Raw genomic sequence first — 25,809 nt, 5'->3', positions numbered from 1 at the left:
GGTTCAGGAGCCGAGGCCGGGCAGGTCGTGGCCCATCCGGTCGCGCTTGGTGCGCAGGTAGCGCAGGTTGTGCTCACCGGGCGCGATCTCGACCGCCTCGCGCCCCTTGACCTTGAGCCCGTGGTCGGTGAGCGCGGTCTGCTTCCGCGGGTTGTTGGTCATCAGGGTGAGCGAGCGGACGCCGAGGTCCACCAGCATCTGCGCCGCGATGCTGTAGTCGCGGGCGTCCGCGGGCAGCCCCAGGTCCAGGTTGGCGTCGACGGTGTCGCGTCCCTGCTCCTGCAGCTCGTACGCGCGCAGCTTGTGGGCCAGGCCGATCCCCCGGCCCTCGTGGCCGCGCAGGTACAGCACCACGCCGCGGCCGGACTCGGCGACCCGCCGGAGCGAGGCCTCCAGCTGCGGACCGCAGTCGCAGCGCAGCGAGCCGAGGACGTCGCCGGTCAGGCACTCGGAATGCACCCGCACCAGCACGTCCTCGCCGTCCGGCAGTCGGCCGTCCTCGCCGAGGCCGCCGGCCACCAGCGCGATGTGCTCGACGCCGTCGAGGGTGCCCCGGTAGCCGACCGCGGTGAACTCGCCGTGCACGGTGGGCAGGGCGGTGGTGGCGGCCCGGTCGACGTGCAGCTCGGTGCGGCGGCGGTAGGCGATCAGGTCCTCGATGGAGATGATCGCCAGGCCGTGCTCGCGGGCGAAGGCGACCAGCTCGGGCAGCCGGGCCATGGTGCCGTCGTCGTTGACCACCTCGACGCACACGCCGGCCGGCGGCAGCCCGGCGAGCCGGGCCAGGTCGACGGTGGCCTCGGTGTGCCCGGGGCGGACCAGCACGCCGCCGTCGACGGCGCGCAGCGGGAAGACGTGGCCCGGGCGGGTCAGGTCCCCCGGCTCGGTGCCGGGCGAGGCCAGCAGGCGGACGGTGCGGGCGCGGTCGGCGGCGGAGATGCCGGTGTCCACGCCCTCGCGGGCGTCCACCGAGACGGTGTAGGCGGTGCCCTTGCGGTCCTCGTTGACCTGGGTCATCGGCGGGAGCTTGAGGCGGTCCAGCTCCTCGCCGGTCATCGGGGTGCAGATCACGCCGGAGCTGTAGCGGATGGTGAAGGCCATCAGCTCGGGGGTCGCGGCGGAGGCGGCGAAGATGAAGTCGCCCTCGTTCTCGCGGTCCTCGTCGTCGACCACGATCACCGCGCGGCCGGCCGCGATGTCGGCGATCGCCCGCTCGACCGGGTCGAGGACGAACTCCTCGGCGCCGCTGCCGGCGTCGCTGCCGGGCCGGGTCTGGTTCTCGGTCATGCCGTGACTCCCTGCGGGACGTTGGCGGAGGTGGCTCGCGGCTCACGGGTGCTCAGCCACCAGGACCGCAGGCCGAGCAGCACCAGGACGAAGTAGACGGAGTAGGTGAGGCCCGAGAAGGTGTAACCGCTGTTGAAGGCGAACGGGACGCCGACCGCGTCGACCGCGATCCAGGCGAACCAGAACTCCAGCCAGCCGCGTGCCTGGGCCACCATCGCGGCGAGCGTGCCGACGAAGATGTAGGCGTCCGACCAGGGGCTCCAGGACAGCTCGGGGTAGGCGGTGAACAGCAGCGCCAGGGCGACCGTGCCGACTGCGGTGCCGGCCACCAGGGCGGCCCGCTCGGGCCAACTGGCGAACCGCACCGAGATGGTGCCGGTGTCACGGCGCCCGCGCCGCCACTGCGCCCAACCCCAGGCGGCGGTGACGATGACGATCAGCTGCTTGCCGATCAGACCGGGGACGTGGCCCCCGAGGTAGGCGGCGATCAGCACGACACCGGACAGGAGTTGGACCGGCCAGCTCCACACCGAACGGCGCCAGCCGAGCGCCAGGCCGCCGAAGCCGAACAGGTTGCCGATCATGTCGGCCCACTTCACGTGTTCACCGAGGACGGTGAACGCCTCTCCGCTGAGCCAGCTCATTCCTTGTCCCCCGTGCTGTGCGTGATGTGTGCGGTGTGTGCGATGTCCGCGGTGTCTGCGGTGTGCGTGGCCGGTGCGGCCGGTGCGGTGTGCGGCAGGTTCGGGAGGGTGCGCGATTCGAGCAACCGCTCCACGTACTTGGCGAGCACGTCCACCTCGAGGTTGACGCTCTCGCCGAGGGTCTTGGCGCCGAGCGTGGTCAGTGCGAGGGTGGCCGGGATGAGGCTGACGGTGAAGCTGTCGCGGGCCGCCTCCACCACGGTGAGGCTGACGCCGTCGACCGTGATCGAGCCCTTCTCCACCAGATAGCGGGAGATGGACTCCGGCAGCGAGAAGCGCAGCACCTCCCAGCGCAGGTTGCCGGCCGCGTCGCGCTCGCCGGGCTCGCGGCTCAACAGCCGCCCGGTGGCGTCGACATGGCCCTGGACCAGGTGCCCGCCGAGCCTGGCGCCGAGCGCCATCGCGCGCTCCAGGTTGACCGGGGAGCCGGGCTTCAACTCGCCCAGGCTGGAACGGTGCAGCGTCTCGGCCATCACGTCGGCGCTGAACTCGCCCGTCTCGGCGGCCAGTTCCTCGGCACTGTCGACCACGGTCAGACAGACGCCGTTGACCGCGATGGAGTCGCCGTGACGCGCACCGACACGAACCACCGGGCCACGGAGGCGGATTCGCGAGGAGTCGCCGATCTCCTCGATCGACACGACCTCGCCGAGCTCTTCGATGATGCCGGTGAACACCCGGGTCTCCTCGCGCTTGGGGCGCGGACTCCGGGGCGGCAGAGGGAGATGACAAACGGACGGGCACCGGTGCACGAGGCTGCCGACACGACCCGTCGCCGGGATGCCGGAACCGCCGGGAGATCGCTCGCCCGACCCGGGAGACACCTCTCCCGCCGTTCACCTGACCGTGGTCCGGTCCGGTTCGTGATGGACCACGGGTACTGCTCTTCGTCCGTCCGCGCACGCCTCCCATCCGGACTTTAACCGTCGGTCCAGGAATTTCACCTGGTCAACCGGCCGCTGGCTGCGGACGGGTCGCGGACTGTAACCGCCGGTTCGGATTTTCACCGACCCCGGAGTGCGCTGAACGTCACTGCTGATGACGTCATTGTGCCACGCGGGGTGCGAGCCGAGGGAGAGGGTTCCGCTGTGGCCTGTTTCACGGCCTCGCGGGGAATGCGCGGTGGGTCCGGTACGGCGCCGGTGGCGCCGCCGTGCGCGCAGGGTGACCCTGGTGGTGGGGCCGGAAGGCCGGCGGGATTCGCGGAGTTCGCGGAGTTCGCGGGATCCGCGCAGTTCGCAGGGCTCGCAGTGTTCGAAAGGTTCTGAAAGTTCTCGGGATTCGCGGGGTTCGCGGGGTTCGCAAGGTACGGAGGCGAGCACGATGAAGTTCATGGACGTCCACCACGGGATGGTCGGCATCACGCCGGAGCAGCTCAGGGCGGCCCACACGGCCGACTTGGCGGTCGAGGGCGAGGAGGGCGTGCACTTCGAGCAGGCCTGGGCGGACCCCGAGTCCGGCACGGTGTACTGCCTGTCCGAGGCGCCGTCCAGGGAAGCGGTGCAGCGGGTCCACGAACGGACCGGGCACCCGGCGTCCGAGATCCACTCGGTGCCGTTCTCGGTGTGACCGACTCGGAGTGAGCGTTCCGGGGCCTTCGGCCCCGGCCGGGCTCAGAGCGTGGCGGGTGCGGGGATCGGCGTGAAGTGGGTGACCTCCGGGGGGTGCACGAGATAGTGCAACTCGCCCTCCGACCAGACCGGCCGGATCCGCCACATCGGCCCGGCGTACCCCCGCAGGGCCTCCTCGTCGCGCCAGCGGCTGACCACGAGCACCCGGTGCCCGTCCTCGGTCACCGAGCGCAACAGCTCACCGCCGAGGCAACCGTCCGTCCGCCCCAACTGCGGGATCACCTGGCCGACCAGGTGCGCGCAGAACTCCTCGATGCGATCGGCCGTGACCTGCCCGGCCCAAATTCTGATGATCACGGCCACCACCTCCGGCTGGCTGGAGTCCCTGGCCCCATTATCAGCGGAAAACCGCTGGTGGGGAGGGGTGGAGCGACTCTTTCACGGAGAGTTGAGGAAGCCGGGAGACGGGGCGCGGAAAGAGCCCTCCGTTAGATTCCCGGTATGACCCTCACACCGGAAGCTCCCGCACCGTCAACCCCCGCTCTGGACGCACCGAACAGCCTGTTCGCCGCCCTCAGCGCGCGTGCCCTCACCGAGCCGGCCCAGCTGCGTGAGGTCTACGAGCAGCCCGGCGACCACGCGCGCCGCAAACAGGTGGACCACCTCCACGAGGTCGCCCAGCGCCTCATCGCCTGCGCCTCGCTGGTGTTCGTGGCCAGCTCCGACGCGGCCGGCCGCTGCGACGTCTCCCCGCGCGGCGGCCCGGCCGGGGTCGTCTCGGTGCTCGACGAGCACACCCTGGCCATTCCGGACGCCACCGGCAACAAGCGCCTGGACACCCTGCACAACATCCTGGAGAACGGCCGGGTCGGACTGCTCTTCGTCGTCCCGGGGCGGGACACCACGCTGCGGGTCAACGGGCGGGCCTGCATCTCCACCGACCCGGAGCTGCTGCGGCAGCTGACGGCTGTCGGCAAGCCCCCGCGCAGCGCGATCGTGGTGGCTGTGGAGGAGGTGTACGCGCACTGCCCGAAGTCGCTCATGCGCGGCTCGGCCTGGAAGCCGGAGAACTGGCTGGCGGAGGACGCCCAGCCGACGTCGGCGGAGGTCACGCTGTCGCACCTGAGGGACGACTCGCTGACCATCGACATGATCGAACAGACGGAGCGGGAAGCGCTCCTGTACCGGTACGAGTAGGCACGGCGCCGGCACGAGTGGGCGCGGGTGCCGATGGCCCCGCCGCCGGTCCGGGTGGACCGGCTGCGGGGCCCTCGCTCGCCCCGGCCCGGGTCAGGCGGCCTTCGGGACGTCGACCACCGCCGCGCCGTCGGCGGCCCGTTGGACGGCCTCGACGCCCTTGTGGGCGGCGTCCTTGCTGACGTAGCCCTGGCCGGTCGCGACGATCTCGCCGTTGCCCGCCTTGAGCCGGAACCGGTACTTGCCGCCGGTGTCCTCGTAGACCTCGAACTTGCCCGACATCCGGGCCACCTCCTCGTGCGGCACGGGTGCGCCGCGTCGATCCGTCCCCCTCCCCCCTCGCAGTACCGTGCGCCCGGCGCGGGCACGGGCGCACCCGTTCGGCCGCCGGACGGGTGACGCCGGGCCGACCCGGGTTTGCGGGGGTGCCGGGAAGGCGGCCGGTGGTTTGAATGGACGGATGGACTGCGTGTTCTGTGCGGTGGTGGCGGGCGAGGAACCGGCGCACCGGGTGCTGGACGACGCGGCGGCGGTGGCCTTCCTGGACCGCCGGCCGCTGTTCCCCGGTCACGTGCTGGTCGTGCCGCGCGCCCACCACCGGACCCTGGCGGACCTGCCGCCCGAGGAGGTCGGGCCGTTCTTCCTGCGGGTGCAGCGGGTGGCGGCGGCCGTGGAGCGGGGTCTGGGCGCGGCGGGCAGCTTCGTGGCGGCGAACAACCGGATCAGCCAGTCGGTGCCGCACCTGCACGTCCACGTGGTGCCGCGCAATCCCAAGGACGGGCTGCGCGGGTTCTTCTGGCCGCGGGGGAAGTACCCGGACGAGGCGGGGGCGGCGGAGGTGGCGGCGCGGCTGCGGGCGGCACTGGAGGAGGAGTAGGGGCGGCGGGGGGCTTTCGGCGTTCGACCGGCACTTCGACCGGGCACTTCTGCCGGGCTTGACCGGGCACTTCGGCCGGACCTCTTGACAGGTATAGACCACTCCGCTTGAGTCGGTGTCGGCCCCGCACCGGCCCGCACCCCGGTCGGCCGTCCCCCACGACGCGCCCCCGCACGGGCCACGGCTCCCCTGCCCCACCAGGTCCCGGTCCCGACGACGTGCGGCCCCCACCGCACGAGGGGTGATGACGTGTCAGTCAAACGCCTGCTCGCGCTGCTGTCCGCCGTGGTCACGGCGCTCGCGCTCGCGGTGCTCCTCCCGGCCTCCGCCAGCGCCGCCGCCTGCGGCACCGCGTGGAGCGCGACCGCCGTGTACACCGGCGGCGCCGCCGTCTCGTACAACAGCCACAACTGGACCGCCAAGTGGTGGACCCAGAACGAACCGCCGAGCACCGGGGGCTCCGGGGTCTGGTCCGACCAGGGCCCCTGCGGCGGCCCCACCGACCCCGGCCCGACCCCCACACCGACCCAGAACCCGGGCGGATTCCCGGTCAGCCAGGCCCAGTTCGACCGGATGTTCCCGAACCGGAACCCCTTCTACACCTACCAGGGCCTGCTCGACGCCACCAGCGCCTACCCCGGCTTCGCGGCCACCGGCAGCGACACCGTACGGAACCAGGAGGCCGCGGCCTTCCTCGCCAACGTCAGCCACGAGACCGGAGGACTGGTCTACGTGGTCGAGCAGGACACCTCCAACTACCCGCACTACTGCGACACTTCGCAGCCGTACGGGTGCCCGGCCGGGCAGGCCGCGTACTACGGGCGCGGACCGATCCAGCTCAGCTGGAACTTCAACTACAAGGCGGCGGGCGACGCGCTCGGCATCGACCTGCTGCACAACCCCGACCTGGTGCAGACCGACCCGGCGGTGGCCTGGAAGACCGGCCTCTGGTACTGGAACACCCAGAACGGTCCCGGCACCATGACCGCGCACGACGCGATGGTCAACGGGCGGGGCTTCGGCGAGACGATCCGCAGCATCAACGGCGCGCTGGAGTGCAACGGCAACAACACCGCGCAGATGCAGCACCGGATCAGCCTGTACCAGAGCTTCGTCCAGATCCTCGGCACCGTGCCCGGGGGCAATCTGAGCTGCTGACGGGCCCTACGGTCCGTCTTCGAGCTCCCGTCGTTGCCCCGCAGGCGGGAGTTCGAAGACGGGCCCTAAGGTCGGGGCATGAACGAACTCGCGCGCCTCGTGCAGCAGACCTCCGACCGGGTGGCGGGCCGGTGCGTCGGCGTGGTGGTCGCCGGGGTGGCCGGTGGCGCCGTGGAGATCCACGGTGCCGGGCGGACGGGCCCGGGGGGCGAAGTGCCGGGGGCCCGGACGTTGTTCGACATCGGCTCCGTCACCAAGGTGTTCACCGCGCTCGCGCTCGCGCGGCTGACGCTCGACGGCACCGTGCGTCTCGACGAGCCGCTCGCGGAGGTGCTGACCCGCTCTGCGGCCGTCCCCTCCCGGGGCGGGGAGGCGATCACGCTCCGGCACCTCGCCACCCACACCTCGGGGCTCCCCCGGCTGCCCCGGGGCGTGCTGCTGCGCGCGCTGCTGCGGCCCGACCGGGCGGACCCGTACGCCCATTGCACCGCCGAGCGAATACTCTCCGGGCTCGGGCGGACGCGGTTGCACTCCGCCCCCGGGCGCAACTTCCGGTACTCCAACCTCGGCGCCGGGCTGCTCGGGCTGGCCCTCGCCCAGCGGGCCGACGCCACGTACGGGGAGCTGGTGGACCGCGAGGTCTGCGCACCGCTGGGGCTGACGGACACCTGCCTGCGGCCGGATGCCGATCAGTCCGCCCGGCTGGCGTCCGGCCATGCACCGACCGGGCGCCCGGTGCCGTCCTGGGAGTTCGCGGCGCTCCCCGGCATGGGCGGGCTCCGCTCGACGGCGGCCGACCTCGCGGCCTTCCTGCGGGCGCAGTTGGCGGCCGAGGGCGGGCCGGACGCACCGCTGGCACCGGCGATGCTGCTCGCCCGGGAGACCAGGCACCGGGTCAACCCGTTCGCCTGGACGCACCTCGGCTGGCTCGGCCACCGACTGCACGCCCAGCAGGGCAGGCACTTGCAGTTGTGGCACAACGGGGGGACGGGCGGGTCCGCCTCCTTCCTCGCGTTCGACCCGGAACAGCAGGTGGGGGTGGTGGTGCTGGCCAACTCCCGGCGGTCGGTGGACGAGGCGGGCACGGCGCTGCTGCGGCGGCTGCAGGTGGGGCTCGGCGCAGCCGGGCGCTGACGGGCGGGGCCTCCCCCGCTGCCGCGGCCGCCTCCTGCACCTCGCCTCCTACACCTCGCCTCCCCCGCCGACCGTCGTTTCGGTCGCCCCTGCCGAACGGCACCCCCTGCTGCCGGACACGCTCCGGCTGTTTCGGGCCAAGGGGTGTCGATTGGCACTGTTCCGGAGGGTGGTGGGCGATCGATCCTGGTGGTCCGACATCCGGGAGTCGTAGTTCCGGTTGGGGAGACCGTCGAGGGCAAGGAGGGCGAAGTGGCGATGCTGTGGTCGCCCGGGTGGGCGTGGCCGTTCATGGAGAACGGTCAGGCCCGTCGCGGGTCGGCCGGTCCGCTCGGGCCGGTGGTGCGGGTGCACCGGGCGTTCCGGCCGGTCCCGTGGCGGGCGCGGACGTGGCTGGACACCGTGGCGGCGGTCCTGGCGCTGGTGGCCTGCCTGGCGTTCGGCGAGTGGTGGCCCGCCCCCGTGGTGGCGGCCGCGGCGGTGCTGGCCGCGAACGGGTACGGCGCCCTACGGTCCGCGCCCGGGCTGCGCGCCGTACGGGTCCATGAGGGCGGGCTGGCACTGGTCGGGGCGGGCGCCGGCGAGCGGCTGCTGCCGTGGGCGGGCATCGAAGCCGTCGAGTACTCCCCCGCCTCCCCCGGCTTCCCCGGCGGGCGGCGGCGGGAGCCCGAGCGGATCCGAGTATGGCCCGTCGGCGCGGACGAGCCCCTGGTGCTGGCCCAACTGCACGGGCTGGAGGGCTTGGCGCGGGAGGTGGACGAGTTCCTGTCCCCGCACCTCCGGGCCGCGCTGCACGAGGCACTGCGCAGCGAGGGGAGCGTCCGGTTCGCCCGGGGGCGGCTGACGGTGACGGCCGGCGGGCTGGTGCACCGGCCGCCGCACCCCTTGGTCGCGGCGGAGGCGTACCGGTGGGCGGAGGTGCACTCGGCCCGGGCGTCAGGCCTCGGCGAGCTGGAGCTCCGGACCCGGTCGGCGGGCCTGCCGCTCACCCTCCCGGTGCCCAACGCCCGTGCGGCGGCGGACTTCCTGGAGGCCGTCCGGGCCGGGGCCCGGGTCACCTTGGCGGACGCGTAGGTCGACCTGGAGGGGGTCGGCTGACCCGGACCGGCACCGGTCGGATCGGGCGGAATCCGGCGGGATCCTGCGGGCCCGACCGATCATCCCCTAGGGGCTGCCGGGGGTCCGTCCCGCAAGGGATCAGTACATCGCTGAGTGGACGTCAGTTCGCCTGCCCGCGACCTACCGTCGCTCGTATGAGCCGACACACGAGCCGACTTCGCACCACCGCCGCGGTCGCGGCCCTGCTGCTCGCAGTGCCCCTGTCCGTCGCAGCGGCGGCACCGGCCCTGGCCGCACCCGCCGCACCCGCCGCGCCGGTCGCCGCCACTGCTGGCACCGCCGGCACGCCGAGCGCCGTCCACCTCGAACTCCCGCGCCCGACCGGGCCGTTCGCGGTCGGGCAGGAGGTCCTGCACCTGGTCGACGAGAACCGCCCGGACCCATGGGTGCCCTCCGCCGGGCCGCGCCAGCTGATGGTCACGATGTACTACCCCGCCCACGCCGGGACGGGCAGCCCGGCCCCGTACATGACCGCCGCGGCCGCCCGGCTGCTGCTGGACGCCAAACTGCCGGGCAACACCGTCCCGGCCGAGGCGGTGACCGACACCCGGACCTGGTCCAGGACGGACGCCCGCCCCCAGGGCGGCCACTACCCGCTGGTGGTCCTCTCCCCCGGCTTCACCATGCCGCGCGCCTCGCTCAGCAGCCTCGCCGAGGACCTGGGCAGCCGCGGCTACGTGGTGGCCCTGGTCGACCACACCTACGAGAACACCGGTACCACCTTCCCGGACGGGCAGACGCTGCCCTGCGTGGAGTGCGGCCGGCTCACCACCCCCGAGGCCTGGAAGGGCCTGGACGAGAGCCGGGCGAAGGACGCCTCCTTCGTCATCGACCAGCTGACCGCCCGCCCCCACCCGGCCTGGCGCTACGCCCGCATGATCGACCGCGACCGGATCGGCATGGCCGGGCACTCCGCCGGTGGCGCGGCCAGCGTCCCGGCGCTGGTGACCGACGACCGGATCCGGGCGGGGGTGGATCTGGACGGCAGCATGGACTTCGAGGTGCCCGAGTCCGGGATCGGCGGCAAGCCGTACCTGATGATCGGCCACCCGCTGCCCGACGGTGCCGAGGACACCAGCTGGACCGACAGCTGGCCCCGACTCGACGGCTGGAAGCGGTGGCTGACCGTCGACGGCACCGACCACGGCAGCTTCACCGACTACCCGCTCTTCCTCAAGGCGCTCGGCGCGCCCCAGCCCCCGGGGACCACCATCACGGGACAGCGCGCCGTCGAGCTCACCCGCCGGTACGTCGGGGCGTTCTTCGACCTCCAGTTGAAGGGCATCGACCAGCCGCTGCTCGACGGACCGACCGCCGCCGACCCGGAGGTCCGCTTCCACTCCTGACCGGGCGCACCCGAGGGGCCGTCGGCGCGCTGCCGGCGGCCTTCGGCTCTGTGCGCGCGGCCCGGGGGCCCGGGGGGCTCCGCTACGCGGCGGAGGCGGCGGCTGCCGAGGCGATCGGTTCGAGCAGCGGGTGCGGGCGGACCAGGGCGCGGGAGACCGCGTCCTCGCGGTGGCCGCCGGCGTGGGCCGGGCTGGGGCGCATGGTGACCTCGGCCGGGGGGACGGGCCCGCCGCCGCAGCCGGGGCAGGCGCCGATGAGGTCGAGGTCGGTGCCGCAGACGCGGTGCGCGAACAGGTGGTGCGGGCCGCCCGGGGTCGCGTGCCGGCCGCCCCAGCGGCTCAACTGGTAGAGCGGGCCCCAGAGTTCGAGGCCGGTCTCGGTGAGCAGGTAGCCGTGGCGCAGCGGCGCCTGCTGGTACGGCTCCTTGCGCAGCACCCCCGCCGCGACCAGGGCGTTGAGTCGCGCGGTGAGGACGGCTCGCGGGATGCCCAGGTGGACGAGGAAGTCGTTGAAGCGCTGCACGCCGTAGAACGCGTCGCGGACGATCAACAGGCTCCAGCGCTCGCCGACCACCTCCAGGGCGCGGGCCAGTGCGCAGTCCTGCAGTTCGTAGTCCGTTCCCAGCGCCATGCGGGTCAGCGTAGTCCACGGCCGACGTGGGTTCAATGAACAGACTTTCGGTGGTAGCGTCCCACTCAAGACGAAGGTTCATTCACCAGACTCATCGGCCCGTCCTCCGGAGGGAACACCCATGTCCCCCGCACCGCCTGCCCCTTCCACACTGCCCGGCCCGCTCGTCCGGGGCCGCCGGCCCGTACGGCCCGGTGCCACCCTGGCCGTCACGGCGGCCGCCACCGCCCTGGTCACCGTCGCGTACACCGCCCCCACCGCCTCGCTCGCGGCCACCGCCCAGGCCGCCCACCTCGGCGCCACCGGCCGCACCTGGATCCTCACCGGCACCCTCGTCGGCATCTCGGCCCTCCTGCTCACGGCCGGCAGCGCCGCCGACGACCACGGCCGCAAACGGGTCTTCACCTCCGGCGTAGCGCTGTTCGCCGCCGCCGAGGCCCTGGCCGCACTCGCCCCCGACGGCACCGCCTACCTGGCCGCCCGGGTCCTGCTCGGCGCCGCCTCCGCCGCCGTCCTCGCGCCCGCACTCGGCCTGATCAGCCACGCCCACCCGGCCGGGCCGAAACGGATCCGGGCGCTCGGCGTCTGGGGCGCGGCCGTCGGCCTCGGCATCGCGGTCGGACCGGTCTACGGCGCGCTCGTCCAGCAGTGGGCGGGCTGGCGGGCGGTCGGCGGCGGACTCGCCGTCGCCTCGGCCGTCGTCGCCGCCTGCGCCGCCGTCCTCCTCACCGAGTCCCGGGCCGAACGGCCCCGCGCCCTGGACCCGTACGGCGTGCTCACCCTCGCCGCCGGAACCACCCTGCTCATCGCCGGGCTCGCGGAGGGCCGCGACGGCTGGGGGCGGGCCCCGGTGGTGACACTGCTGGTCGGCGGGGTGCTGCTGCTCGCCGCCTTCGCGGTGGTGGAGACGAAGGTCCGCGAGCCGATGCTCGACCCGGCCCTGTTCCGCAGCCCCGGCTTCCTCGCCGCGACCGGCGGCGCCCTGTTCACCGGGCTCTCACTGGTCGGCTTCATGAGCTACCTGCCCACCCTGCTCCAGGGCGTGCTCGGCCTCTCCGGCCTGGCGGCAGGCGGCGTACTCGCACTGTGGTCCGGCCTGTCCGTGGTCGCCGCCCTCCAGGCCCGCCGCCTGGCCGCCCACCTGTCGGCCACCACCCAGGTCGCCCTCGGCCTGCTCGTCTGCGGCCTCGGCGAGGCAGGACTCTACGGCCTCGGCCCCGACTCCTCCTGGCTCCGGCTCGCCCCCGGCCTGGCCGTGGCCGGTCTCGGCAGCGGCGTCCTCAACGCGGCCCTCGCCCGGCTGGCGGTCAGCAGCGTCCCCACCCACCGCGCGGCCATGGGCTCGGGCGCCAACAACACCTCCCGCTACCTCGGCTCCGCCCTCGGCGTCGCCGCGACGGTCGCCGTCGCCTCCTCCGCCCACCCCCACACCCCCGACCCCGAGGCCGTCGCCCAGGCCCTCGCCACCGGCACCGACCGCGCGGTCCTGCTCGCCGCCACCCTCTGCCTCCTCGGCGCAACCCTCGCCCTCACCACCCGCCACGCCGAACGCCGCCCCCAGGCCAGGGCCCAGACCCCATGACCGGGCGCGCCCACAGAAAGTCGACCCCGCCGGCTTCCCACGCACACCCACCACATGCACACCGGAGAACTCCTCTGCACCCGATGCGCCCGCTCGGCAGGGACACGGGCCACACAGAAAGTCGATCCGCCCGACTTCCTGTGCGGGGTCGGGGCCTGCGCATGGGGGATCAGTCGTTGGGGGTGGGGGCTTCCTCGGTGGGGGGCTCGTCGGCGAGGTCTTCGGGCTGGTCGTCGGTGGGCTCGTCGGTGGGCTCGTCGGGGTCGGTGAATCCTCCGCCGAATTCGGGCATGGGGGCTCCTCCGGGTCGTCGGGGCGCGCGTGGGTGAACGGGCTCGGTCCGAGGATCGCAGGGGTCTCCCGGCCTCGGCCAGGCGTCTGCCCAACTTCGTTCGGCTGTCGGAGCGTTGCCGCGGGTGAGCGGGGAGCCAGGGTCGTGGGTGACGCCCGGTGCCGGATCGCGTACAGCCCGCTCGCGCGGGTCGGCGGCGGCCACGAGGGGCGGGGCGCGGGGGCTGCGTGCGAGGATGGCAGGGCTGGTGGGAACGAGCTCCGGGCGGTTCTCTGGCCATGGTGGACGATGACGCGCAACGCCGGGGGGAGCCGCAGCACGGCGCCCTGCTGATGGTGCCGATCGCCACGGCGCTGATCGAGGCCGACGGGCGGATCCTGCACTGGAGCGGCGACGCGGAGGCACTGCTCGGTTACCGTGCGGACGAGGCGGTGGGGGCGAAGGCCGCCCGGCTGCTGACCTCGGACGAGCACCGGCCGGAGGTGCTGGAGCTGTTCCGGGAGATCCTGGCGGGCCGCGAGTGGTCCGGGGTGTTCCCGGTGCGGCACCGGGACGGGCACCTGGTGAACCTGGAGTTCCGGACCCATCCGGTCCGGGGGCCCGGCGGGGAGCCGCTGGTGCTGGCGGTGGCGTCGGAGGTGACGACGCTGCGCCGGATCCAGGCGGACCTGGCCGTGCTGGACGGTTTCTTCACCCAGTCCCCGGTCGGCATGGCGGTGTTCGACACCGGTCTGCGCTACGTGCGGCTGAACGAGGCCCTGGCGGTGGCGAACGGCCTGGCCGTGCCCGAGCACCTGGGCCGCCGGCTCACCGAGGTGCTGCCCGGGATCAACGGGGACGAGGCCGAGGCGGTGATGCGGCAGGTGCTGTCGACCGGCCGGCCGGTGGTGGACTTCCGTACCCAGGGCCGTACGCCGGGGGATCCGCAGCGGGACCGGGCCTGGTCCGCCTCGTACTTCCGGCTGGCGGACCGGAGCGGGCGGGTGCTCGGGGTGAGCGCGACCATCATCGACGTCACCGAGCGCTACCGGGCCGATGCCCGGGCGGCAAGGGCGCAGGAGCGGCTGTCGCTGCTGGTCGACGCGACCGCCTCGATCGGCACCACCCTGGACCTGCGGCAGACGGCCCGGGAGCTGGCGGACGCGATGGTGCCCCGGGTCGCCGACATCAGCGGGGTGTTCGCGTTGGAGGCGCTGATCGCCGGGCGCAACGTCGAGCCGCCCGCCCCGGACGCGGCCCAGCTGGTGCGCCGGCTGGCGCTGGCCACCACGGATCCGCTGTACCCGGCCGACGCGCTGCCGGTGGACTCTGTGTACGAGCTGCCCGCGGACTCCCCGTACGCCCGGGCGCTGATCACCGGGCGGACGGTGGTGGTGCCGTCCTGGGAGCTGTCGCCGCTGGCCGACGCGCTCAGCGAGAACCGTCGCCGGGCGTTCCTGGGCGACCGGCCGCGCTCGGTGCGGATCACCCCGCTGGTGGCGCGCGGCACGACGCTCGGCATGGTGGTCTACTCGCGGCGCGGCGAGCGGGAGTCCTTCGCGGAGGCGGACATCACGCTCGGTGACGAGTTGGCCTCGCGCGCGGCCGTCGCGATCGACAACGCCCGGCTGTACCTGCGCCAGCACCAGACGGTGCTGGCCCGGCAGCAGGCGTTGCGCGAGGCGAAGGCCGCGCAGGAGCGGCTGGCGCTGGTGAACACGGCCTCCGCCCGGATCGGGACCACGCTCGATCTCGACCGCACCGCCCACGAGTTGGCCGAGGTGGCGACGCCCCGGCTGGCGGACACGGTGGTGGTGGAGGTGCTGGAGGAGCTGGTGCGGGGCGAGCGGGAGCCGCGCGCCCCGGCGGACGGTTCGGCGCTGCTGCGGCGGATGGCGTTCCACTCGGTGCGCGGTTCCACCCTGGCGCCGATCGCCCGACTGGGCGGGGTGCACCGGTTCCAGCCCGGTTCGCCGTACGCGTGGAGCCTGGCGCACCGCAGGCCGGTGCTGGTGCCGCGGATGGACGAGGAGGGGCTGGCCTGGTTCGCCGACGATCCGGTGCGCACGGCCGCGGTGCGGGAGCAGAACGTGCGCTCGTTCATGGTCGTCCCGCTGATCGCTCGCGGCAATCCGGTCGGTGTCGCGGGCTTCTACCGGACGCTGGTGGAGCGCCCGTACGAGGACGAGGACCTGGCGCTGGCCGGGGAGTTGGCCGTACGCGCGGCGGTGTCGATCGACAACGCGCTGCTGTTCACCCGGGAGCGGGACGCGGCCGCGGCCCGGCAGCGGGCGCTGGACGAGGCCTGGGCCGCCCAGCAGCGGCTGGGCCTGCTGAACGAGGCCAGCAACCGGATCGGCACCACGCTCGATCTGCACCGCACCGCAAGGGAGTTGGTGGAGGTGGTGATCCCGCGCTTCGCCGACTTCGTGACGGTGGACCTGCGCGACGCCGTGCTCGGCGGCGAGGAGCCCGGGCCGGTGCCGAGGGACGGGCCGGTGCTGATGCGGGCGGTGGCGGTCGGCGAGTCGGCGCCGGACGGCAGCATGACGGCGGCCGCGGACCAGGTCGGCGAGACCTCGCAGTCGGCCGAGGTGTACGCGCAGAGCCTGCGGACCCGGCGCTCGATCCTGGTCTCCGAGGTGACGGAGCAGGAACTGCGGCGGATCGTCGCCTCCCCCGACCGGGTGGAGCCAGGGCTGGCCGCCGGGGTGCACTCCTACCTGATGGTGCCGCTGGTGGCGCGCGGACTGGTGCTCGGCGGCGCGGAGTTCGTCCGCACCCACAATCCGGCGCCGTTCGGCCCGGCGGACCGTTCGCTGGCCGAGGAGCTGGCCGCCCGCACCGCACTGGCGATCGACAACGCCCGGCTCTACCGGCGGGAGCGGGACACCGCACTCACCCTCCAGCGCAGCCTGCTGCCGCAGGAGATCCACCGCACCCTCGGCCTGGAACTGGCCTACCGCTACCTGCCGAGCAGCGTGGTCAGCGAGGTCGGCGGCGACTGGTTCGACGTGGTGCCGCTGTCCTCCGGCCGGGTCGCCCTGATCGTCGGCGACGTGATGGGCCACGGCATCCGGGCCGCCGCCACCATGGGCCAACTACGGACGGTGGCACGGACGTTGATCACCCTGGAGCTCAACCCGGTGCGGGTCCTGCACCGACTGGACGAGGCCACCTCGGCGCTCGGCGAGGGACAGTTCGCGACCTGCGTCTGCGTGGTCTACGACCCGGCGGACCGCAGGTGCACCGCCGCCTGCGCCGGCCACCTGCCGCCCGTCGTCGCCGACACCGAGGGCAACGCCCACCTGGTCGAACTGCCGCCCGGCGCGCCGCTGGGCGTGGGTGGAGTCCCGTTCGAGAGCGTCGAGTTCACCCTCCCCGAGCAGGCCATCCTGACCCTCTACACCGACGGACTGGTCGAGCGCCGGGGCCACGACCTGGACGAGGGGCTGGAGTTGCTCTGCCGCACGGTCGCCGACCGGCGCCGCTCCCTGGAGCAGACCTGCGACGCCGTCCTGACCCGGCTCACCGGGCGCACCCAGGAGGACGACATCGCCGTCATCATGGCGCAGGTCCGCCCGGCCGGCGCCGACCGGATCGCCGTCCTGCCGCTCACCGGCGACCACGCGATGGTCGCCCACTCCCGGCGCTTCACCCGCGAGACGCTCACCGCCTGGGGCCTGGCCTCGCTCACCGACTGGGCCGAGCTGCTCACCAGCGAGCTGATCACCAACGCCCTGGTGCACGCCGGATCGCCCGTCCAACTAAGGCTGTTCTGCAACCAGGTGCTCACCGTCGAGGTCGCGGACCGGGAGAGCGAGACGCCCCGGATCCGGCGCGCCCGCAGCGAGGACGAGGGCGGCCGCGGCATCCACCTGGTCAACGAGCTGGCGCACCGCTGGGGCAGCCGCCGGACCGCGGACGGCAAGGTGGTCTGGTTCGAGCTGGAACTGCCGCCGGACTTCCCGCCGCCTGCGTGAACAACCACGGGTTGTCGGCCCGGGACGGGCGTTGTTGGCCGCCGGGGCAGCCGCGGGGCTTTGCTGGTGCCACGGCCGGGCAGCCCGACCGGACGGACCACGACGAGCCACAGGAGCCCACCATGCCGCAGAACGACGCCCGCACCGTCGTCACCGAGTACGTCACCCGGCTCGCCGCAGGCGAACTCGACGCCGCCGTGGCCCTGTTCGCCGAGGACGCCACCTGGACCTACCCGGGAGACCTGGCGCTCTCCCGCACCTGGCGCGGCAAGCAGGAGATCTTCGGCGACTTCCTCGGCCAGGTCGGCACCCTCTTCGCCTCCGACGGCCTGCCGAGCCTCACCCTCACCGGCGTCCTCGCCGACGGCCCGCAGGCGGTGGCCGAGTGGACCGCCGTCGGGACGGCAGCCAACGGTGCCCGCTACGAGAACCACTGCCTGGGCGTGTTCACCGTCGAGAACGGGCTGATCACCGCCGTCCGCGAGTACCTGGATACCCACCATGTGGCGCGGACCCTGCTGGCCTGACCCCCTGTCGGCCTGGCCCCCTGTCGGCCTGAACCCCCGCCGGCCTGAACCCCCGCCGGCCGGGCGACCGGCAGTCGGCCGCGGCACCGGATCAATCCGGCAGCAACAGGTTGACGTCCCCGAACTCGTGCCACAGGTAACGCTGTTGCACGGCCTCGCGATAGCAGGCTGACAGCAGAGGGCGACCCGCGACGGCGGCCAGCATCAGCAGGTGCGAGGCGCGCGGCTCGTGCCAGCCGGTGAGCAGGCCGTCCACCGCGCGCACGCCGCACTCCGGGGTGATCACCAACTCCGTCCAGCCGTCCGCCTCCTGGAGCGTGCCGTCCGACGCGACCGCCGACTCCAGGGCGCGGACCACGGTGGTGCCGACGGCGATCACCCGGCCGCCCTCGGCCCGGACGTGACCGACCAACCGGGCGGTGGCCGCCGGGACGTGGAAGCGCTCCGCGTACGGGGCCTCGTGCGCCTCCGGCGAGGCCACCCCGGTGTGCAGGGTGACCGGAGCGACCAGCACGCCCCGACCGGCCAGCCGCGCCACCGTGTCCGGCGTGAACGGGCGGGCGGCGCTGGGCATTTCGCTGCTACCGGGGACGGTCGCGAAGACCGTCCGGTAGGCCTCGATCGGCCAGTCGCGGTCCACGTAGCCGTACCGGATCGCCCGGCCGTGCCGGTCCAGGTAGGGCAACAGAGGTGCGGGCAGGGACAGTTCGGCGTACCAGAGGCGGGCGGTGAAGGGCTGCACCAGGACGGCCCCGCCGCCCGCCGGCAGGGCGACGCACAGGCCCGGGCGGGCCGGGGACTCCTCCGGCGGGTAGTAGGCCGCGGCCGCACCGGGCACGGACCGACGCAACTCGACGAGGTAGGAGCCCTGTTGGTCGGGCTGGGCGGAGGACAGGTGCAGCGCGACCGGGGTGCCGTCGGGCAGCCGGCCCGGCAGGGCGGCCGGGACGGTGGCCGAGTTGTTCACCACCAGGAGGTCCCCCGGGCACAGCACCTCGGGCAGCTCGGTGAAGCGGTGGTGCTCGACGGCGCCGGTGTCGCGCCGGCCGACCAGCATCCGCACGCCGTCCCGGGCGGTGCCGCGCGCCTCCGCCGGTGCGCGGGCGGAGAGTTCGGGCGGGACGGTCACGTCGAGGCCCAGCGCGGCCAGGGTGGTCATCGTCCGCTCCGGCCGAGGGCGGGGGCAGGGGCGGCGGCAGGGGCAGGGGCGGGGAGGGCCGCCAGGTCCTCGGCGCGGTAGCGGCCGGACGGCGTGCGGTGGTGCAGCAGGCCGAGCAGCAGCGGGGCGACCCGTTCGGGCAGCGGCTCGCTGGAGATGTCTTCACCGGGACTGGCCTCCTGCAGCATCGCGGTGCGCATGCTGCCCGGGTCGACCGCCCAGACCCGCAACTGCGGCTCCTCCCGGGCGAGTACGGCGGTGGCGTGGTCGAGCGCCGCCTTGCTGGCACCGTAGCCGCCCCAGCCGAGGTAGGGCTCCACGGCGGCGTCCGAGCTGATGTTCAGCACGGCCCCGGCGTGGGCCCGCAGTTGCGGCAGGACGAGCTGGGTGAGGGCGATCGGGGCGAGCGCGTTGACCTCGAAGAGTTCCAGCAGGTCCGGCAGTGGGAAGTCGGCCAGCCGGGGCAGCGGTTCGGCGCCGGGCGTGGTGGCGCCGTTGAGCGAACCGGCGTTGTTGATCAGGAGGCTCACCCCGCCGAGGCGCTCCGCGGCCTCGGCGAGGTGGGCCCGGTGGTCGTCGTCGACGATCGAACCCGGCAGGGCGACGACCTCGGTCAGGGCGGACAGTTCGGCTGCGGCCCCGGCGAGGGCGGTCGCGCCCCGAGCGGTGACCACCAACCGCCAGCCCTCGGCGGCGAGGGCGTGGGCGAGGGCCAGCCCGAGGCCGCGGGAGGCGCCGGTGACCAGGGCGACGGGGGCGGAATCGGTGTGCTGCGCTGCGTTCATGGCCCAACCATCGCGCCACCGGACGGGCGGCGGATCGGCCCCCGGGACCGGGACCCGGCCCTCCGTTCGTCCTAGACCGCCGGCCGGACCTAGGACCGGGACCCGGGGGCCTGCGCCCCCCGGCGGGAGGTCAGCCCCCGGCCGCCCAGCCGGACGGGTCGTCCCAGGCGGCGAGCGTGCGGCGGCTCTCGAAGCGGCGCTCCCGACCGGTCAGCGGGTCGGTGAACTCGACCGTCGAGGCCAGCAGTTGCAGCGGTCGGCGGAAGTCGTCCGGGGCCGGTTCGGGCAGCACCACCGGGTACACCGGGTCACCGAGGATCGGCACTCCGAGGCCGCTCATGTGCAGCCGCAGCTGGTGGGTGCGCCCGCTCAGCGGCTGCAGCCCGTAGCAGGCGAGGCCGTCGCGGCGCTCCAGCAGCTCGATCCGGCTCTCGCTGTTCGGCGGCGCGTCGAGCTCCCGGGCGGCGATCACCCCGCGCTCCTTGACGATGTGGCTGCGCACCGTGCGCGGCAGTGCCAGGTCCGGGTCGTACGGGGCGATCGCCCGGTACTCCTTGCGCACCTGCCGGTCGCGGAAGAGCGTCTGGTAGGCGCCGCGCTCCTCGGGGCGGACCACGAACATGGCCAGGCCCGCGGTGAGCCGGTCGATCCGGTGGGCGGGGCTGAGCGCGGGCAGGTCGAGGGCGTGCCGCAACCGGGAGAGCGCCGTCTCGATGACGTGCCGGCCGCGCGGGGTGGTGGCCAGGAAGTGCGGCTTGTCGACCACCACCAGGTGCTCGTCGCGGTGCAGCACCACCAGCTCGAAGGGGACGGGCACCTCCGCCGGGAGGTCCCGGTAGAACCACAGGTGCGCGCCGGGACGAAACGGTTCGTCGGGGGCGACCGGGCCCTGCTCGCCGACGATCTCGCCCGCGCGCAGCGCCGCGTCGACCCGCGCCGCCGCCACCGCGGGCAGCCGCTCGACCAGGTGCTCCCGTACGGTCGGCCAGTCGCCCTCCAGGGGCAGCCGCAGGTGCACCGGGTCCACGCCGAGGCGCTGCGGGAGGGGGGAGGCCGGGCGGCGGTTCTTGCGTCTCATCTCCCGGCCCAGCCTAGGCCCTGCCGGACAGGGCCCAGTGCGCGCCCCGTCCGCCCCCGCGGTGAGGTGCCGGGAGGGTCCGAGCACCGGCACGCCGCCGGTGCGCCCCCGCGCCGAGGTGCTGACCCGGGGCAGGGCGGGGAAAGTGGTTCGAAGGCCCTCGGGCCTGGAGCTTCCCGACCACTGGAGGAGAACGCGTGAGCGCCGACGGCCCGGACGGGCTTCCGCCGCTGCACCTGCCACGGCGGACCCGGCTGCTGCTGTACGGCGCCCTCGTCCTGCTGGTCGCCGCGGTGGTGGCCGCCCTGGCCCTCGGCCCCGGAGCGACCCTGTCCCCGTTACTCGCGGTGGCCCCGGTGCTCTTCGGGGCCACCACCCGCAAGGCCCGGGTGCCGCTGCTGGTCGGCGCGGCCGCGCTGCTGGCGGTCGGCGCGCTGGAGTCCGACAACACCCAGCTGCCGCTCTCGGTGCGGATCAGCGTGCCGGTCACGGTGCTGGCGGCGACCCTGGCCAGTGCCGCCAGCGTGGTGCTGGTGGCGGCCCGGGAGCGGCAGCTGTACCAGGTCCGGACGGTGGCCGAGGCCGCCCAGCGGGCCCTGCTGCGGCCGCCCGCCGAGCGGATCGGGCCGCTGCGGCTGGCCGTGCGGTACGTCGCGGCGACCGCCGAGGCCCGGATCGGAGGGGACCTGTACGCCGTGGTGGAGACCCGCTTCGGCGTGCGGATCCTGCTGGGCGACGTGCAGGGCCACGGGCTCCCGGCGGTGGAGACGGCCGCCGACGTGCTGGGGGTGTTCCGGGAGGCGGCCCGTACCGAGCCCGACCCCGGGCGGCTCGCCGAGCGGCTGGACGCGGCGCTCACCGCGCGGCCGGGCGACGGCCGGTTCGCCACCGCGCTGCTGCTGGACGTGCCGGCCGGCCGGGAGCCGGTGCGGGTGGTGAACTGCGGCCACCCGCCCCCGCTGCTGCGCCGGGCGGGCCGGGTCGAGGAGCTGGCGCCGACCGTCCCCGCACCGCCGTTGGGCCTGCGCGAGCTGACCGGGGAGGACTACTCGGCCAGCCGCTTCGAACCGGGCCCGGGCGACCTGTTGCTGCTGCACACCGACGGGGTGTCGGAGGCCCGGGACTCCGGGGGCCGGTTCTACCCGCTGGCGGAGCGGCTGCCCGGACTGCACGGCACCAGCCCCGCCGACCTGCTGGACGCCGTGCTGGCGGACGTCCGGGGCTGGGTCGGGGACGCCGGGCTGGCGGACGACGCGGCGCTGCTGGCGCTGCGCTGGGACCACTGAGGCGGGGGCGCCGGGAGTACGGGAGCTCCGGAGGCGGCTGGCGGCCAGCCGCTGGCGGACGCGATTGTCAGTGGCGTGTGCAACGCTTCACACACGGTCGCCGGGAGTCGACCGTACGGGTCGGAGCGCGTGCCGAGCGGCGCGTGTCGACGGCGTGTGAGGACCGACGAGGGGAGCGTGCCATGGCCGAGGCGAGCGGGTCGTTCGAGGTGACGGCGTTCGAGCCGGTGGAGACGGAGCAGCGCGAGGGCGCGGCGTTCGGGCGGGTGCGGATCGCCAAGACCTTCACGGGTGGGCTGAGCGGTCGCGGCGAGGTGCGGATGCTGTCCGTCGGCGACGCTTCGGGCGGGCCGGCCTCGTACGTCGCGGTGGAACACGTGACGGGCGAACTGGACGGACGCAAGGGCTCGTTCGTGCTGCAGCACGCGGCCTGGGACGCCACCGGTGTGACGATACGCGTGGTGCCGGGCACGGGGGCGGGCGAGCTGGCCGGGATCACCGGCGAGTTCCGGCTCTCCGTCGACGCGTCCGGCGCCCACACCTACGTGCTGGCGTACGAGCTGGGCTGACGACCGGCGCACCGGCCCGGCCCGGGCCGGTGCAGTCGGAGCCGGTCCGGTCGGGGCCGGTACGGTCCGGGCCCGTGTCCGCTCAGAGGATGGGCTGGGTCGCCTCCAGGCGCTGGATCGCGGTCCGGACGGCCGTCGCGAAGCTCCAGAACAGGGGCAGCGTGTTGGCCGCCCGGTCGGCCCGGGTGTTCTTGCCGGGGGCGAACATCGCGACCCGCAGCTCGGTGGTCAGCTCCAGCTGGACGCCCGCGCCGAGCATGCTGCGGTTGCAGATGTTCTCCGGGGAGATGCCGGCGATCCCCTCCTCCCCCGAGGCGGTGACGGCGCGGATGCCCGCTGCGCCGAACTCCTCCATCAGGTACTGGCGGAAGGTGGAGTTCAGCCCGCCGACCAGCACGGCCCGGGCACCCGCCTCCAGACCTGCCTGGCCGGTGGTGCAGCCGTGCAGCGAGAGCACGTTGAGGCTGCCGGAGCACATCGCCCGGACCACGGTGTCGTCGCAGTGGGTCGAGGTGACGTGCAGCGCGCTGTTGTTGGAGGGGCGCAGGCCCTCGAACATCCAGAAGTCGTGGACCGGCCCGGCGGCCGGGGTCGGGGCGAGGTCGGCGGGGTGGTACCCGGCGACGGCCAGGCACAGCTCGGAGGTGCCGCCCTCGATGCCGCCGCCGTGCGGGGCGACGACGGTGGTCCGGATGAAGGCCGGACGGCCCTGCGGGCTCTGGTCGTCGATCAGGTGCCGGCGGTAGCGGCGGCCGTAGTCGACGCCCTCGACCAGGCCGGGGTCGGCGTACAGCGCGGTGTTGGAGGGGTACTGGTCGGCGGCGCTCGCGGGGGTGCTGCCCACGGCGGCGCCGAGGGTGCTGAGGGCCGGGGCCGCGGCGAGCGCGGCGATCAGGGTACGACGGTTGATCACGTTCGGGATCATGACAGGAGGTGGGGCATCGGTAAAGTCGACGCAAAGCAACGATCAAGTCTGCACCCCATTGCGGCAGGGGCGGCCTGAACGTGTGACACGGGCTCCGCGGACGCGCGCCGGGACCACCGGGCCTACCTCCACGCTGTCACGATGATGCGATCAGTGCACGATCGGCATCGGAGGGTGGCACATGCCCGGTACCGCAACAGGCCCTGCGGCAACGGCAGCAACGGCAGCCCCGGTGGTGGCCCGCACGCCGGCGTCGGTCGAGGAGGTGGTCGGACGGCTGCGGGAGATCGCGGCGGCCCTGCCCCTGGCGGACGGGGTGGCGGTGTTCAACCGCCTCTACCTCACCGTCACGGAGGCGGTCCGCGACCGGCTCGCGGACGGGTACTTCACCGACCCGCCCGCGGTGGCCGAGCTGGACGCGCTGTTCGCCGGGCGGTACCTGCTGGCCGTGGCCGCCGACGCGGCCGGGCAGGAGCCGCCCGCCTGCTGGCGGCCGCTGTTCGCGCTGCGCGCCCACCCGGGCGTGCACCCGCTGCAGTTCGCGCTGGCCGGGATGAACGCCCACATCCAGCACGACCTGCCGCTCGCGGTGGTGGAGCTGTGCCGCCGCCGGGACTGCGCACCGGCCGGGGTCGAGCAGGACTACCACCGGATCAACGGGGTGCTGGCCGAGGTGGAGGCGGTGGTCCGGGAGCAGCTGCTGCCCGGGTCCGAGCTGCCCGGGTGCGCCGAGCCGCTCACCCACCTGCTCGGCGCCTGGTCGGTCGGGGCCGCCCGGGAAGGGGCCTGGTCCGCCGTCCAGGCGCTCTGGGAACTGCGCGGGCTCCCGACCGCCGCCCAGGCCTTCGCCACGATGCTGGACAGCTCCGTCGGGCTGCTCGGCCACGCGCTGCTGCTCCCACTGGTGCCGTACGACAACTACGGCGACCATGGCGGCCACGACCGTGCCGGACGCACCGCGCTCGCAGCGGACGCCGAGCAGCACGAGGGCGGGGCGGGCCCCGGAACGGCCGCGGCCGCCCGGCTCCCCGAAGCGAGGAACCGGACGGCCGACGGTACGGACGCGGGTGGACCCAACCGGCTCGGCGAGCCCACCGGGCCGATCAGCCCGGCAGGCGCCGCAAGCTGACCAAACCGGACAGCCGGAGCGCCCCGACCAGCCCGATCAGGCCCAGCTGGAGTGCAGCGGCTTGCCCTCGGCGTAGCCGGCCGCGCTCTGGATGCCCACGATCGCCTTCTCGTGGAACTCCTCCAGGGTGTTGGCGCCCGCGTAGGTGCAGGAGCTGCGCACGCCGGCCACGATCGAGTCGATCAGGTCCTCGACGCCCGGGCGGGCCGGGTCGAGGAACATCCGGGAGTGCGAGATGCCCTCCTCGAACAGCGCCTTGCGGGCCCGGTCGTACGAGGAGTCCTGGGCGGTGCGGTTGCTGACCGCGCGGGCCGAGGCCATGCCGAAGCTCTCCTTGTACTGGCGGCCGTCGGCGGCGGTCTGGAGGTCGCCCGGGGACTCGTAGGTCCCGGCGAACCAGGAGCCGATCATCACGTTGGAGGCGCCGGCGGCCAGCGCCATCGCGACGTCGCGCGGGTGGCGCACGCCGCCGTCGGCCCAGACGTGCTTGCCGAGCCGGCGGGCCTCGGCGGCGCACTCCAGGACGGCGGAGAACTGCGGCCGGCCGACGCCGGTCATCATCCGGGTGGTGCACATCGCGCCGGGGCCGACACCGACCTTGAGGATGTCCGCGCCCGCCTCGACCAGGTCGCGGACACCGGCGGCGGAGACCACGTTGCCGGCCACGATCGGGATCTGCGGGTCCAGGCCGCGCACGGCGCGCAGCGCGCTGATCATGCTCTCCTGGTGGCCGTGCGCGGTGTCGACGACGAGCACGTCGGCGCCGGCGTCGATGAGCGCCTTGGCCTTGCCCGCGACGTCGCCGTTGATGCCGACGGTGGCGGCGATCCGCAGCTTGCCGTTCGCGTCCACGGCCGGGGTGTACAGGGTGGCGCGCAGCGCGTTCCTGCGGGTCAGCAGGCCGACCAGCTTGCCCTCGCCGTCGACGACGGGGGCGAGCTTGCGGTGCGCCTCGGTGAGCCTGTCGAAGGCGGTGCGCGGGTCGAGGCCCTCGTCGAGCAGCAGCAGGTCGCGGGACATCACGTCGGCGAGGCTGGTGAAGCGGTCGACGCCCTGGCAGTCGGAGTCGGTGACCACGCCGACGGGCTTGCCGTCCTCGACCACCACGAGGGCGCCGTGGGCGCGCTTGGGCAGCAGCGAGAGGGCCTCGGCGACGGTGGCGCCGGGGGCGAGGGTGATCGCGGTGTCGACCACCAGGTGGCGCTGCTTGACCCAGGAGATGACCTCGGCGATGACCTCGGTGGGGATGTCCTGGGGGATGGCGACCAGGCCGCCGCGGCGGGCGACGGTCTCGGCCATCCGGCGGCCGGCGATGGCGGTCATGTTGGCGACGACCAGCGGGATGGTGGTGCCGGTGCCGTCGTTCGAGGAGAGGTCGACGGCCTGCCGGGAGCCCACGGAGGAACGGCTGGGGACCATGAAGACGTCGTCGTACGTCAGGTCGTACGAGGGCTTGAGGTCGTTCAGGAAGCGCATGAAGGGGGCTCTCCG

Annotated in this window: 25 protein-coding genes and 1 riboswitch; of the genes, 13 read left to right on the top strand and 12 right to left on the bottom strand. The window is 74.2% G+C overall.

Annotated elements, in window-relative coordinates; all coding sequences use genetic code 11:
* Window positions 1-3: 3 nt before the first annotated feature.
* The 3 genes from ACFV8H_RS19585 to ACFV8H_RS19575 are packed head-to-tail and all read right to left on the bottom strand — an operon-like array spanning window position 4 to window position 2,668.
* Window positions 4-1,287, bottom strand: coding sequence for a bifunctional 3,4-dihydroxy-2-butanone-4-phosphate synthase/GTP cyclohydrolase II (locus ACFV8H_RS19585; protein WP_380401334.1), 1,284 nt, complete (start codon window positions 1,285-1,287; stop codon window positions 4-6).
* Window positions 1,284-1,931, bottom strand: coding sequence for a nicotinamide riboside transporter PnuC (locus tag ACFV8H_RS19580; RefSeq protein ID WP_375883906.1), 648 nt, complete (start codon window positions 1,929-1,931; stop codon window positions 1,284-1,286). Before ACFV8H_RS19580 ends, ACFV8H_RS19585 begins: the two co-directional genes overlap by 4 nt.
* Window positions 1,928-2,668: a riboflavin synthase gene (locus ACFV8H_RS19575; protein ID WP_380401331.1), complete on the bottom strand. Its 741-nt coding sequence runs from the start codon at window positions 2,666-2,668 to the stop codon at window positions 1,928-1,930. The genes ACFV8H_RS19580 and ACFV8H_RS19575 overlap by 4 nt, the downstream gene beginning before the upstream one ends.
* Window positions 2,669-2,887: 219 nt before the next feature.
* Window positions 2,888-3,015: riboswitch (FMN riboswitch) on the bottom strand.
* Between the two features lie 299 nt (window positions 3,016-3,314).
* Between ACFV8H_RS19575 and ACFV8H_RS19570 the strand changes: the two genes are divergently transcribed.
* Window positions 3,315-3,560 carry an SCO4226 family nickel-binding protein gene (locus tag ACFV8H_RS19570; RefSeq protein WP_380401328.1) on the top strand — a complete coding sequence of 82 codons (246 nt, stop codon included), beginning with the start codon at window positions 3,315-3,317 and terminating at the stop codon, window positions 3,558-3,560.
* Window positions 3,561-3,604: 44 nt separating this feature from the next.
* Here the strand turns inward: ACFV8H_RS19570 and ACFV8H_RS19565 are convergent, their stop codons facing one another.
* On the bottom strand, window positions 3,605-3,919 hold the full coding sequence (locus ACFV8H_RS19565) for an antibiotic biosynthesis monooxygenase family protein (protein WP_380401325.1): 315 nt from the start codon (window positions 3,917-3,919) through the stop codon (window positions 3,605-3,607).
* 144 nt (window positions 3,920-4,063) lie between these two features.
* Here ACFV8H_RS19565 and ACFV8H_RS19560 point away from each other — a divergent pair, with 144 nt between their 5' ends.
* Window positions 4,064-4,759, top strand: coding sequence for an MSMEG_1061 family FMN-dependent PPOX-type flavoprotein (locus ACFV8H_RS19560; RefSeq protein ID WP_380401322.1), 696 nt, complete (start codon window positions 4,064-4,066; stop codon window positions 4,757-4,759).
* Window positions 4,760-4,852: 93 nt separating this feature from the next.
* Here ACFV8H_RS19560 and ACFV8H_RS19555 read toward each other — a convergent pair whose 3' ends face one another.
* Window positions 4,853-5,041, bottom strand: coding sequence for a YegP family protein (locus tag ACFV8H_RS19555; protein WP_375883894.1), 189 nt, complete (start codon window positions 5,039-5,041; stop codon window positions 4,853-4,855).
* A 178-nt stretch (window positions 5,042-5,219) separates the two neighbouring features.
* Between ACFV8H_RS19555 and ACFV8H_RS19550 the strand changes: the two genes are divergently transcribed.
* The 5 genes from ACFV8H_RS19550 to ACFV8H_RS19530 all read left to right on the top strand — a co-directional run bounded on the left by ACFV8H_RS19550 (window position 5,220) and on the right by ACFV8H_RS19530 (window position 10,393).
* Entirely contained in the window at window positions 5,220-5,636 is a 417-nt protein-coding gene (locus tag ACFV8H_RS19550) for an HIT family protein (protein WP_380401319.1), read from the top strand.
* A 249-nt stretch (window positions 5,637-5,885) separates the two neighbouring features.
* Complete coding sequence (locus tag ACFV8H_RS19545) at window positions 5,886-6,794, top strand: glycoside hydrolase family 19 protein (RefSeq protein WP_380401316.1); 909 nt, start codon at window positions 5,886-5,888, stop codon at window positions 6,792-6,794.
* 78 nt (window positions 6,795-6,872) lie between these two features.
* Window positions 6,873-7,928 carry a serine hydrolase domain-containing protein gene (locus ACFV8H_RS19540; RefSeq protein WP_380401313.1) on the top strand — a complete coding sequence of 352 codons (1,056 nt, stop codon included), beginning with the start codon at window positions 6,873-6,875 and terminating at the stop codon, window positions 7,926-7,928.
* A gap of 252 nt (window positions 7,929-8,180) precedes the next feature.
* The gene (locus ACFV8H_RS19535; RefSeq protein ID WP_380401310.1) at window positions 8,181-9,002 is read left to right on the top strand and encodes a hypothetical protein; all 822 of its coding nucleotides are present in this window, start codon (window positions 8,181-8,183) and stop codon (window positions 9,000-9,002) included.
* 179 nt (window positions 9,003-9,181) lie between these two features.
* Window positions 9,182-10,393 carry an alpha/beta hydrolase family protein gene (locus tag ACFV8H_RS19530; protein WP_380401307.1) on the top strand — a complete coding sequence of 404 codons (1,212 nt, stop codon included), beginning with the start codon at window positions 9,182-9,184 and terminating at the stop codon, window positions 10,391-10,393.
* A gap of 82 nt (window positions 10,394-10,475) precedes the next feature.
* Here ACFV8H_RS19530 and ACFV8H_RS19525 read toward each other — a convergent pair whose 3' ends face one another.
* Window positions 10,476-11,024: a winged helix-turn-helix transcriptional regulator gene (locus ACFV8H_RS19525; protein WP_380401304.1), complete on the bottom strand. Its 549-nt coding sequence runs from the start codon at window positions 11,022-11,024 to the stop codon at window positions 10,476-10,478.
* 121 nt (window positions 11,025-11,145) lie between these two features.
* Here ACFV8H_RS19525 and ACFV8H_RS19520 point away from each other — a divergent pair, with 121 nt between their 5' ends.
* Window positions 11,146-12,606, top strand: a complete 1,461-nt coding sequence (locus tag ACFV8H_RS19520) for an MFS transporter (RefSeq protein ID WP_380401301.1) — start codon at window positions 11,146-11,148, stop codon at window positions 12,604-12,606.
* 169 nt (window positions 12,607-12,775) lie between these two features.
* Here ACFV8H_RS19520 and ACFV8H_RS19515 read toward each other — a convergent pair whose 3' ends face one another.
* A complete protein-coding gene (locus ACFV8H_RS19515) occupies window positions 12,776-12,898 on the bottom strand; it encodes a hypothetical protein (protein ID WP_380401298.1) in 123 nt (40 codons plus the stop codon).
* 278 nt (window positions 12,899-13,176) lie between these two features.
* On the opposite strand from ACFV8H_RS19515, the gene ACFV8H_RS19510 reads away from it, so the two are divergent.
* Window positions 13,177-16,860, top strand: a complete 3,684-nt coding sequence (locus ACFV8H_RS19510) for a SpoIIE family protein phosphatase (protein ID WP_380401295.1) — start codon at window positions 13,177-13,179, stop codon at window positions 16,858-16,860.
* A gap of 122 nt (window positions 16,861-16,982) precedes the next feature.
* Window positions 16,983-17,387 (top strand): nuclear transport factor 2 family protein, encoded by a 405-nt coding sequence (locus ACFV8H_RS19505; protein ID WP_375883874.1) that lies wholly within the window; start codon window positions 16,983-16,985, stop codon window positions 17,385-17,387.
* A 91-nt stretch (window positions 17,388-17,478) separates the two neighbouring features.
* On the opposite strand, the gene ACFV8H_RS19500 is transcribed toward ACFV8H_RS19505, so the two are convergent.
* From ACFV8H_RS19500 to ACFV8H_RS19490, 3 genes are all read right to left on the bottom strand, one after another.
* On the bottom strand, window positions 17,479-18,546 hold the full coding sequence (locus ACFV8H_RS19500; protein WP_380401292.1) for an S-adenosylmethionine:tRNA ribosyltransferase-isomerase: 1,068 nt from the start codon (window positions 18,544-18,546) through the stop codon (window positions 17,479-17,481).
* Entirely contained in the window at window positions 18,543-19,331 is a 789-nt protein-coding gene (locus ACFV8H_RS19495) for an SDR family oxidoreductase (protein WP_380401289.1), read from the bottom strand. Before ACFV8H_RS19495 ends, ACFV8H_RS19500 begins: the two co-directional genes overlap by 4 nt.
* A gap of 130 nt (window positions 19,332-19,461) precedes the next feature.
* A complete protein-coding gene (locus tag ACFV8H_RS19490; protein WP_380401286.1) occupies window positions 19,462-20,409 on the bottom strand; it encodes an RluA family pseudouridine synthase in 948 nt (315 codons plus the stop codon).
* Window positions 20,410-20,606: 197 nt separating this feature from the next.
* On the opposite strand from ACFV8H_RS19490, the gene ACFV8H_RS19485 reads away from it, so the two are divergent.
* On the top strand, window positions 20,607-21,695 hold the full coding sequence (locus ACFV8H_RS19485; RefSeq protein WP_380401283.1) for a PP2C family protein-serine/threonine phosphatase: 1,089 nt from the start codon (window positions 20,607-20,609) through the stop codon (window positions 21,693-21,695).
* A gap of 182 nt (window positions 21,696-21,877) precedes the next feature.
* Complete coding sequence (locus ACFV8H_RS19480; RefSeq protein WP_380401281.1) at window positions 21,878-22,264, top strand: DUF3224 domain-containing protein; 387 nt, start codon at window positions 21,878-21,880, stop codon at window positions 22,262-22,264.
* An 82-nt stretch (window positions 22,265-22,346) separates the two neighbouring features.
* Here ACFV8H_RS19480 and ACFV8H_RS19475 read toward each other — a convergent pair whose 3' ends face one another.
* On the bottom strand, window positions 22,347-23,189 hold the full coding sequence (locus ACFV8H_RS19475; protein ID WP_380401279.1) for a poly-gamma-glutamate hydrolase family protein: 843 nt from the start codon (window positions 23,187-23,189) through the stop codon (window positions 22,347-22,349).
* A 232-nt stretch (window positions 23,190-23,421) separates the two neighbouring features.
* Here ACFV8H_RS19475 and ACFV8H_RS19470 point away from each other — a divergent pair, with 232 nt between their 5' ends.
* Window positions 23,422-24,318 (top strand): DUF5995 family protein, encoded by an 897-nt coding sequence (locus ACFV8H_RS19470; protein WP_380401277.1) that lies wholly within the window; start codon window positions 23,422-23,424, stop codon window positions 24,316-24,318.
* 36 nt (window positions 24,319-24,354) lie between these two features.
* Here ACFV8H_RS19470 and ACFV8H_RS19465 read toward each other — a convergent pair whose 3' ends face one another.
* Complete coding sequence (locus ACFV8H_RS19465; RefSeq protein ID WP_380401276.1) at window positions 24,355-25,794, bottom strand: GuaB1 family IMP dehydrogenase-related protein; 1,440 nt, start codon at window positions 25,792-25,794, stop codon at window positions 24,355-24,357.
* Window positions 25,795-25,809: the final 15 nt, after the last annotated feature.

Source organism: Kitasatospora sp. NPDC059827, assembly GCF_042731675.1.
Classification (GTDB): Bacteria; Actinomycetota; Actinomycetes; order Streptomycetales; family Streptomycetaceae; genus Kitasatospora.
Note: the sequence above shows the minus strand (reverse complement) of the source record. Positions and strands in the feature narration are given on the sequence as shown.